Below are 9,279 nucleotides of genomic sequence, written 5' to 3'. Positions count from 1 at the left end.
GCGGGCGGCGGGCGGCGGGCGGCGGGCGGCGGGCGGCGGGCGAGCGTAGTCACTCGGGGAAGCTCAGCGCGGCGGCACCCGACAGACTTCGGTCACCCCAGCGGACCCTAGGGGCGCGGGGAACTGCGCGACCAGCCACAGCCAACCCGCACTCACCCCACAACCCCAACCCACCCCCACCTCATCCGGCCCCACCACACCTCACCCGGCCCCACCGGCGGAGCCCTCCCCTCAGCCCAGCGGGTCCGGCGCTGCCGTCACCCCGTGTTCCGCCAGCTTCGCCTTGCCCCCGTCGGGAGCCGTCAGGACGAGGGGCCCGGCCTCGGTCAGGGCGACCGAGTGCTCCCAGTGCGACGACCACGTCCCGTCCGTCGTGATGACGGTCCAGTCGTCCGCGAGGACCTCGGTCTTGGCGGTCCCGAGCGACACCATCGGCTCGATCGCGAGGCAGAACCCGGGCACCAGCTTCGGCCCCTTCCCCCGCTTACGGTCGACGTAGTTGAGGAGATGCGGGTCCATGTGCATCTCCGTACCGATCCCGTGCCCGCCGTAGTCCTCGATGATCCCGTACCGCCCGCCCCCGGCCTTCGGCTGCCGCCGGATGTACGTCTCGATCGCCCGCGACACATCGACCAGCCGGTTCCCCAGCTTCATCGCCGCGATCCCGGCCCACATCGACTCCTCGGTCACCCGCGACAGCTCGACCAGCTCAGGCGCGTGCCCCGACCCCACGAACGCCGTGTACGCCGCGTCCCCGTGCCACCCGTCGACGATCGCCCCACAGTCGATGGAGATGATGTCCCCGGACTTCAGCACGACCTCGTCCGACGGAATCCCGTGCACCACGACATCGTTCACGGACGTACAGATCGTCGCGGGAAACCCCCCGTACCCGAGGAAGTTCGACTTCGCCCCGTGCTCCGCGATCACCTTGCGCGCGACCTCGTCGAGATCCTTCGTCGACGCCCCCGGCACCGCCGCCTCCCGCGTCGCCGCGTGGATCGCCGCGACGACCAGCCCCGCCGCGCGCATCTTGGCGATCTGCTCGGGACTCTTGATCTGCACCATGCTGGGTTGCGCCTCCTGGGCCACGATCGTTTTCGGCACCTCAGGATACGCCCACGCACACACGTACGCCGAAGCCCCGGTCGGTGCACTCGACCGGGGCTTCAGGAGCAAGGCGAAGCGGAGACTCAGCTCTCGCGGATCACCGGCGAGACGACACAGGCCCCGCCACCGTTCCAGCACAGCACCATGTCGTGCGGCGTGCGCCCGAGCAGGTCGACGCTCTTCGTGTCACAGCCGTTGTCGCCACCGTCGTCGATGGTCAGGATCGTGACGATCCGCCCGTCGGCCCGCAGCTGCCGCACGTACCCGGTGACCCCGTGGTCGTCGACCTTGGTGTCACAGACGCGGAACTTGTCACCGTCGTCGATGAAGGTCATCGTCCCGCGGCCGTTCGGCAGGCTGATGCTGACGTTGGACGCCATGGCCGGCGCGGACCCGATGCCGACGAGCACGGCGGCGGAGGCGGCGACGATGCCACCGCGCTTGAGCAGGTCCCTGTTGATCAGAGTCTTCATGTGGTCTCCCCGTTGAAGAGCCGAGAAACGGCTCAACTGCACGGGGGCATACGGAAGTTGGCGCCACAGAACGCCACCGACCACCGTTTCCCCCGTTGGTCAGGCATGACCCTAGCCATGGGGATCTTGCGTGTCCACAGACAATCAACGATCCGGCAAAGCGCGTACAAAAGAACCCCCGCCGTCCCTCAGGGACAGCGGGGGTTCATCAGGAGACGGACGGCCTACTCGCCGGCCGGTCCGTCGCCCTCACGCTTCAACGCGGCCAGCGCCCGCGTCGTCACCTCGTCCACCGGACCCATCGCCTCGATGGTCACCACCAGGCCCTGGGCCTTGTAGTAGTCGATGATCGGCTCGGTCTGCGTGTGGTAGATCTCCAGCCGCGTACGGACCGTGTCCTCGGAGTCGTCCTCGCGCTGGTACAGCTCACCGCCGCAGATGTCGCAGACACCGTCGACGGCGGGCTTCTTGTACGACACGTGGAAGACGTGCGCGGAGTCGGTACGGCAGACCCGCCGGCCGGCGATCCGCTTGACGACCTCCTCCTCGGGCGCCTCCAGGTCCAGCACCGCGTCCAGCTTGATGCTCTCGCTCGTCAGCAGCTCGTCCAGCGCCTCGGCCTGCGAGACGTTCCGCGGGAACCCGTCGAGCAGGAAGCCGCCCTCGGCGTCCGCCTGCCGCATCCGGTCCTTGGCCATGGCGATGGTGACCTCGTCCGGCACCAGTTCGCCCTTGTCCATGTAGGACTTCGCGAGTTTCCCGAGTTCGGTCTTCTGGCTGATGTTGGCGCGGAACAGGTCGCCCGTGGAGATGTGGGGGATGCGCAGTGTCTCGGAGAGTCGAGTGGCCTGCGTACCCTTCCCGGCACCCGGCGGCCCGACGAGGACGATTCGCATCAGCGGAGGAACCCTTCGTAATTGCGCTGCTGGAGCTGGCTCTCGATCTGCTTCACGGTCTCCAGACCGACACCCACGATGATCAGGATGCTGGTACCGCCGAACGGGAAGTTCTGGTTTGCCCCGAAACCAGCCAACGCCATCGTCGGGACGAGAGCGATCAGGCCCAAGTACAGCGAACCCGGCCAGGTGATCCGGTTGAGCACGTAGGAGAGGTACTCAGCGGTCGGTCGGCCAGCCCGGATGCCCGGGATGAATCCACCATACTTCTTCATGTTGTCGGCAACTTCCTCGGGGTTGAAGGAAATCGCGACGTAGAAGAAGGCGAAGAAGACGATCAGCAGGAAGTACAGCGCGATGTGCACGGGTGCCGCCGTGTCGGCGAGGTTTTGCTTGACCCAGTTCGCCCAGCCCGCCGTGGAGTTGGAGAACTGGACGATGAGTGCCGGGATGTAGAGCAGCGACGAGGCGAAGATGACGGGGATGACACCCGCCTGGTTCACCTTGAGGGGGATGTAGGTCGAAGTACCGCCGTAGGACCGGCGGCCGATCATCCGCTTCGCGTACTGGACCGGGATGCGCCGCTGCGCCTGCTCGACGAAGACGACGAGACCGACCATGACGAGGCCGATGGCGATGACGGTGCCGAACTCGATCCAGCCGTTGGCCAGGTCGCCCTGCTTCTTGATGGACCACAGCGCGGAGGGGAACGTCGCGGCGATCGAGATGAACATCAGGATGGACATGCCGTTGCCGATGCCGCGGTCGGTGATGAGCTCACCGAGCCACATGACGAGGGCGGTACCGGCGGTCATGCAGATGACCATCACGATGGTGGTGAAGATGTCGCGGTTCGGCACGATGCTGCTCGCGACCGAACAGCCGGAGAAGAGCGAGCCGCTGCGGGCGGTGGCGACGAGACCGGTGCCCTGAAGGATGGCGAGCGCCACGGTCAGGTAGCGGGTGTACTGCGTGATCTTCGCGGTACCCGCCTGACCCTCCTTCTTGAGGGCTTCCAGGCGCGGGATCACGACGGTCAGCAGCTGGAGGATGATGCTCGCCGTGATGTACGGCATGATCCCCAGCGCGAAGATCGTGATCTGGAGCAGCGCGCCGCCGCTGAACATGTTGATCAGCCCGAAGAGGCTCTGATTGCCGGACGCCTCGTCCACGCACTGCTGGACGGACTTGTAGTCGACGCCCGGGATCGGAACGTGGGTACCGACCCGGTAGGCCACGACGATGCCGAGCGTGAAGAGCAGCTTCTTGCGCAGGTCGGGCGTTTTGAACGCCCGGGCGAACGCGGTGAGCACGGTGCCTCCTGCGACCCCCGCGTTACGCGCGTGAGGTGACGGTTTAGGTATATGAGCGAGCACGGGACACGGCAGCCTCACGCCACGAGCACAGACTGCCGGGATAGTAGCAACGGCTACCTTACCGGCCCCCGGTACCAGCAGGAAACATCGCTCGGCCCCGTCGGCAGAGGAGGCGGCCGCCACTGCGGTCGTACGACTTTCGTCGGGCGCACCGCCCGACGAAGTGCCGTGATGACACAGAAGATCACCCCCGTAAAACTGTTCGGGCGGAACCGGCTCAATCGCTGGGAACCACTCCGCAGAGTCGACCACTTGGGGGATTGACCATGATGAGGTCTCTGACAGTCGCGACGACGGCAGGAGCCGCTCTGCTTCTCGCGATGTCTGGTGCCACGGCGGCAGAGATCGTGCCGGAGGAAACCACCACTGCCGTGGTGGATGAGGGCGACTTCGCACCGGAGGACGGCGCGAACTCCTTGCTGCGCGTAACACCCGCGGCCAGCGACGGGGTCGTCGTGCCCCAAGCCGCGCTCTGCACCCTCAAGCTGGGCAAGCCGTGGAAGGAGAACATCGCGGCCACCGGTCGCAGTGATCACGCGCGCGGCAAGTACAACACCGTGAACAACTGCAACGGCTACTCCCTGGGTGCCACGCTCCAGTACCACCGCTGGCACGGCTGGTCGGGGCTGAAGAAGGACACCTGGGCGGGCAACCGCCCCTCTGAGCGCATCCTTCAGTGGAAGTGCCAGGGAGAGGGCACCTTCACCTACCGGGTGGAAGGCACCGTCCGGGGTGGCTCGACGGGCGATGAGCCGCGAGTCGGCATCGGTCACGGACCGGAGCGCCGCTTCAACTGCTGACGCTTCCCGAAGCGAGCACGGGGTCGCCTGTCACGGTACGGGCGACCCCCTTGCCGTCTCTGCCCCAGACCTATCCGGAGACAAGGGAGCATGACCAAGAAGAGTCTGCCAGCGCTTGCGGCGGTCGTCGCGGCGTTGATGACAGTCGGCGGCCTTGTCATGGCCGTTTCTGACGACGACCAGGGTTCCCCTGATGCCGTCTCTGTCACTCTCATTGAATTCAGTGAGACGACGTTGCTCGATGAACCTGAGCCGACCACCCGGCAAGTGGACATCTTCGCCGAGCACCGGGCCGACGCGGTCAGGGCCCTCCGGTTCGTCATCACGGTCGACGGCGTCGTCGCGGAGGAACGTCTCTGGGTCACGAGCCACCCGGAGAAGATCGCGGTGCGGGACTGGGCTCACTGTCGGGCGAGCGAGGAACCCACCCCTCCCCCCATCCCGGACAGTCTCGACGTCATCACCTCCGAACTGTTCGGCCCTTCCACTGTTCCCCCGACTGCCGAGAAGCAGTCGGCGGGGGGAGCGACCTGGGAAACCACCACCGGGCTGATGACCGTGGCATATACGGACAACGGTGGTTCCTATCCGGACCGTACCATCGAGATCAAGGGTCCCGGCGGCGAGATCGGAACCACAATCCGGAACACTGGGATGAGCGACTCCGCAGCCTTCCCCGAGTGGCGTGCGGAGTGGCGGACATGTCGACCCACGACAAGAGTCGGCTCACCTTCGTGATAGCAGAGGATCGGAACATTCCATTCCGCTAAATCGTCATGCCGGAAACTTTAGGGTTCCGTTAAACTCCTGACCGTAGGAGGGGCGGGCCGACCGAACCATTTCCGCCCCTACCCACCGCACGGGGTCATGGGGGGGAAAATGAACCACACTAAAAGCGCCACTATCCTCGTAGTCGACGACCATCCCATACGCACACTCGGGGTTGTCCACGTCGTGGAACAACTGAGGTACGTAGCGACTGTCAACACCAGTACAACCACTGGCCTCTACATCGCGGCCGCTCACAGCACACCCGATGTCGTCCTGCTCGGTCCAGCCAGTCTGCCCGACGGAGAGCAGCTGACCTTGGTCCGGCTTCAGCAGCTGACCGGAGGGTGTCGCATCATCACGTTCGGCAACTCGACCAACAGCCGTATCAACCCGCCGAATGTCTCAGCAGGTCTCTGCGGGTTCCTTCCCTCCAGAGCAACCTCCGAAGACTTCGACAGGGCCTTTTCCGCCGCTCTCGCGGGGTTCACCTACTTCCCTCACGACGTCACAGAAGAACTCGTCAATTACCGAGTCCAGTTCCCGCAGCTGACCACTCGGGAACAGGAAGTACTGGACCTTCTCTCCGATGGCCTGAGCAATCGGCGAATTGCCAAAGAACTCGGAATCAAGGAAGCCACGGTGAAAATGTACGTGACCCAAGTGCTGGCCAAGCTCGACGTCGGGAGCCGCCTTCAGGCGTGCCTGAAGGCACGAGGGTTCTCAGCGACAAGCGCTGCCTGACGGGTTAGTACCAGAGCGAAAGCGGCATCAGCCCTACCCCACAGAAGTGGGGTAGGGCTGATGCCGTTGAGCCGAATACTCAGACGAGCTCGGTGACCGTGCCGCCGGCGGCGGTGATCTTCTCCTTGGCGGACCCGGAGACGGCGTCGACCGTCACCTGGAGCGCCACCGAGATCTCACCCTGGCCGAGGACCTTGACGAGGCTGTTCTTGCGAACGGCACCCTTGGCCACCAGACCCTCGACGGTGACCTCGCCACCCTCGGGGTAGAGCGCGGCCAGCTTGTCGAGGTTCACGACCTGGAACTCGGTCTTGAACGGGTTCTTGAAGCCCTTGAGCTTCGGGAGACGCATGTGGAGGGGCATCTGGCCACCCTCGAAGCGCTCCGGAACCTGGTAACGGGCCTTGGTGCCCTTGGTGCCACGACCGGCCGTCTTACCCTTCGACGCCTCACCACGACCGACACGGGTCTTCGCGGTCTTGGCGCCGGGGGCCGGACGGAGGTTGTGGATCTTGAGCGGGCTGTTCTCCGCCATGATCAGTCGACCTCCTCGACCGTCACGAGGTGGCGGACGGTGTGCACCATGCCGCGGAACTCGGGACGATCCTCCTTGACGACCACGTCGTTCAGGCGCTTGAGCCCGAGCGAACGCAGGGTGTCACGGTGGTTCTGCTTGCTGCCGATGTAGGACTTCGTCTGCGTGATCTTGAGGCGGGCCATCAGACACCCGCTCCCGCACGCGCCCGCAGCAGAGCCGCGGGGGCGACGTCCTCCAGGGGGAGGCCACGGCGAGCCGCGATCTCCTCCGGACGCTGAAGACCCTTGAGGGCCTCCACCGTCGCGTGGACGATGTTGATCGCGTTGTCGGAGCCGAGCGACTTCGACAGCACGTCGTGGATACCGGCGCACTCCAGGACGGCACGCACCGGGCCACCGGCGATAACGCCGGTACCGGGGGAAGCCGGCTTCAGGAGAACGACGCCGGCCGCCTTCTCACCCTGGATGGGGTGAGGGATGGTGCCCTGGATACGGGGGACCTTGAAGAAGTGCTTCTTGGCCTCCTCAACACCCTTGGCGATGGCGGCCGGCACCTCCTTGGCCTTGCCGTAACCGACACCCACGGTGCCGTCACCGTCGCCCACCACGACCAGCGCGGTGAAGCTGAAGCGACGACCACCCTTGACAACCTTGGCGACACGGTTGATCGCGACGACGCGCTCTACGTACGCGGTCTTCTCGGCGGCAGCAGCGCCGCCGTCACGGCCCTTGCGTTCCCGCCGCTCGCCGCCACCGGCACCGCTTCCACGGCGCTGGGGTCCAGCCATTGGATTACCTCTCTCTTTCCGCTAGCTACGAGCGGCTCAGAACTTGAGCCCGGCTTCGCGGGCGGCGTCCGCCAGGGCGGCGATGCGCCCGGCGTACTGGTTGCCGCCACGGTCGAAGACCACGGCCTCGACACCGGCGGCCTTGGCACGCTCGGCGACCAGGGCGCCGACCTGCTTGGCCTGTGCCGACTTGTCGCCCTCGCCACCGCGGATCGAGGTGTCCAGGGTGGACGCCGACGCAAGGGTGTGACCCTTGAGGTCGTCGATCACCTGGGCCACGATGTGGCGGTTCGAGCGGGTAACGACCAGACGGGGACGCTCTTCCGTACCGTTGATCCGCTTGCGGATGCGCAGGTGACGGCGCTTGATCGCGGCGCGCTTGTAGGCGTCGCCCTTCAGGATCTTCTGTCCGTATGCCATGGCTTACTTACCCGCCTTTCCGACCTTGCGGCGGATGACTTCGCCCTCGTACTTGACGCCCTTGGCCTTGTACGGGTCGGGCTTGCGCAGCTTGCGGATGTTGGCCGCAACCTCGCCGACCTTCTGCTTGTCGATGCCCTCGACCTGGAAGCGGGTCGGGTTCTCCACCTTGAAGGTGATGCCCTCGGGCGCTTCGACGACGATCGGGTGGCTGTAGCCGAGCGCGAACTCGAGGCTCGTGCCCTTGGCGGCCACACGGTAACCGACACCGCTGATTTCGAGCTTCTTCACGTAACCCTGGGTCACGCCGGTGATCATGTTCGCCACCAGCGTGCGGGACAGGCCGTGCAGGGCCTTGCTCTGACGCTCGTCGTTGGGGCGGGTGACGTTCAGCACGCCGTCCTCACCCTTGGCGATGTCGATCGGAGCTGCGACGGTGTGGGTCAGCTCGCCCTTGGGGCCCTTGACCTGCACCGTGCGGCCGTCGATGGTGACGTCCACGCCGGCGGGAACCGCGATGGGGAGCTTGCCGATACGCGACATAGCTGTTTCCTCCGTTCCCTTCTGCTACCAGACGTAGGCGAGGACTTCCCCACCCACGCCCTTCTTGCCGGCCTGCTTGTCGGTGAGGAGCCCGTGCGACGTGGAGATGATCGCCACGCCGAGGCCGCCCAGCACCTTCGGCAGGGAGGTGGACTTCGCGTACACCCGGAGACCGGGCTTGGAGATCCGCTTGATGCCCGCGATGGAGCGCTCACGGTTCGGGCCGAACTTGAGCTCGAGGGTGAGGTTCTTGCCGACCTCGGCGTCCTCGACCTTCCAGCCCGTGATGAAGCCCTCCTGCTGGAGGATCTCCGCGATGTGCGACTTGATCTTCGAAGCCGGCATGGTCACGGAATCGTGATACGCCGAGTTCGCGTTCCGCAGACGGGTCAGCATGTCTGCGATCGGGTCAGTCATGGTCATGAATTGGCCTTCGGCCTCTCTCGCCGGGGTTTCCTGTATGCGCCATCCCTCTCCCCGCTCGATGGCGGGACGGGTGCGGTGCGGGGACCTACGGCGTAGTAAGTCGTATCGGGCGACTGTCAGGCGCCCAACCCCCCAAGCCTAAGCCATGGAGAGGTGGGCGCCTGACACGCCCAGTGCTTACCGAGAGCCTCTGGAATCCCGAAGTACGGGACTACCAGGAGCTCTTGGTCACGCCCGGCAGCTCGCCGCGGTGAGCCATCTCACGAAGGCACACACGGCACAGGCCGAACTTGCGGTACACGGAGTGCGGACGACCGCAGCGCTGGCAGCGGGTGTACGCGCGCACACCGAACTTGGGCTTGCGGGCAGCCTTAGCGATCAGAGCCTTCTTCGCCATC

General features: G+C 65.7%; 14 protein-coding genes. 3 read left to right on the top strand and 11 right to left on the bottom strand.

Features of this window, described 5'->3' with window-relative positions; genetic code table 11:
- Positions 1-231: 231 nt before the first annotated feature.
- The 4 genes from map to secY form a co-directional block, all read right to left on the bottom strand.
- Complete coding sequence (gene map, locus ABZX85_RS18915; protein ID WP_355869372.1) at positions 232-1,068, bottom strand: type I methionyl aminopeptidase; 837 nt, start codon at positions 1,066-1,068, stop codon at positions 232-234.
- Between the two features lie 125 nt (positions 1,069-1,193).
- The gene (locus ABZX85_RS18910) at positions 1,194-1,583 is read right to left on the bottom strand and encodes a hypothetical protein (RefSeq protein ID WP_355869370.1); all 390 of its coding nucleotides are present in this window, start codon (positions 1,581-1,583) and stop codon (positions 1,194-1,196) included.
- 224 nt (positions 1,584-1,807) lie between these two features.
- Positions 1,808-2,479 (bottom strand): adenylate kinase, encoded by a 672-nt coding sequence (locus tag ABZX85_RS18905; RefSeq protein ID WP_355869367.1) that lies wholly within the window; start codon positions 2,477-2,479, stop codon positions 1,808-1,810.
- Positions 2,479-3,792 (bottom strand): preprotein translocase subunit SecY, encoded by a 1,314-nt coding sequence (gene secY, locus ABZX85_RS18900; protein WP_355869364.1) that lies wholly within the window; start codon positions 3,790-3,792, stop codon positions 2,479-2,481. Before secY ends, ABZX85_RS18905 begins: the two co-directional genes overlap by 1 nt.
- A 383-nt stretch (positions 3,793-4,175) precedes the next feature.
- On the opposite strand from secY, the gene ABZX85_RS18895 reads away from it, so the two are divergent.
- The 3 genes from ABZX85_RS18895 (at position 4,176) to ABZX85_RS18885 (ending at position 6,167) form a co-directional block, all read left to right on the top strand.
- Positions 4,176-4,655 carry a hypothetical protein gene (locus ABZX85_RS18895; protein WP_355869361.1) on the top strand — a complete coding sequence of 160 codons (480 nt, stop codon included), beginning with the start codon at positions 4,176-4,178 and terminating at the stop codon, positions 4,653-4,655.
- Positions 4,656-4,745: 90 nt separating this feature from the next.
- A complete protein-coding gene (locus ABZX85_RS18890; protein ID WP_355869358.1) occupies positions 4,746-5,393 on the top strand; it encodes a hypothetical protein in 648 nt (215 codons plus the stop codon).
- Positions 5,394-5,534: 141 nt separating this feature from the next.
- A complete protein-coding gene (locus tag ABZX85_RS18885) occupies positions 5,535-6,167 on the top strand; it encodes a response regulator transcription factor (RefSeq protein WP_355869355.1) in 633 nt (210 codons plus the stop codon).
- A gap of 79 nt (positions 6,168-6,246) precedes the next feature.
- On the opposite strand, the gene rplO is transcribed toward ABZX85_RS18885, so the two are convergent.
- From rplO to ABZX85_RS18850, 7 genes are all read right to left on the bottom strand, one after another.
- Positions 6,247-6,702, bottom strand: a complete 456-nt coding sequence (gene rplO, locus ABZX85_RS18880) for a 50S ribosomal protein L15 (RefSeq protein ID WP_055718833.1) — start codon at positions 6,700-6,702, stop codon at positions 6,247-6,249.
- 2 nt (positions 6,703-6,704) lie between these two features.
- Complete coding sequence (gene rpmD / locus ABZX85_RS18875; protein WP_005313525.1) at positions 6,705-6,887, bottom strand: 50S ribosomal protein L30; 183 nt, start codon at positions 6,885-6,887, stop codon at positions 6,705-6,707.
- Positions 6,887-7,492, bottom strand: a complete 606-nt coding sequence (gene rpsE, locus ABZX85_RS18870) for a 30S ribosomal protein S5 (RefSeq protein WP_355869350.1) — start codon at positions 7,490-7,492, stop codon at positions 6,887-6,889. Before rpsE ends, rpmD begins: the two co-directional genes overlap by 1 nt.
- Positions 7,493-7,528: 36 nt before the next feature.
- Positions 7,529-7,912, bottom strand: coding sequence for a 50S ribosomal protein L18 (rplR, locus tag ABZX85_RS18865; RefSeq protein WP_010354226.1), 384 nt, complete (start codon positions 7,910-7,912; stop codon positions 7,529-7,531).
- 3 nt (positions 7,913-7,915) lie between these two features.
- Entirely contained in the window at positions 7,916-8,455 is a 540-nt protein-coding gene (gene rplF / locus ABZX85_RS18860) for a 50S ribosomal protein L6 (protein ID WP_355869347.1), read from the bottom strand.
- Between the two features lie 24 nt (positions 8,456-8,479).
- Entirely contained in the window at positions 8,480-8,878 is a 399-nt protein-coding gene (gene rpsH / locus ABZX85_RS18855; protein ID WP_030788259.1) for a 30S ribosomal protein S8, read from the bottom strand.
- A gap of 214 nt (positions 8,879-9,092) precedes the next feature.
- The gene (locus ABZX85_RS18850; RefSeq protein ID WP_003956452.1) at positions 9,093-9,278 is read right to left on the bottom strand and encodes a type Z 30S ribosomal protein S14; all 186 of its coding nucleotides are present in this window, start codon (positions 9,276-9,278) and stop codon (positions 9,093-9,095) included.
- Position 9,279: the final 1 nt, after the last annotated feature.

The sequence above is a fragment of the Streptomyces sp. NPDC004539 genome (assembly GCF_040610055.1).
Lineage (GTDB): Bacteria > Actinomycetota > Actinomycetes > Streptomycetales > Streptomycetaceae > Streptomyces.
Note: the sequence above shows the minus strand (reverse complement) of the source record. Positions and strands in the feature narration are given on the sequence as shown.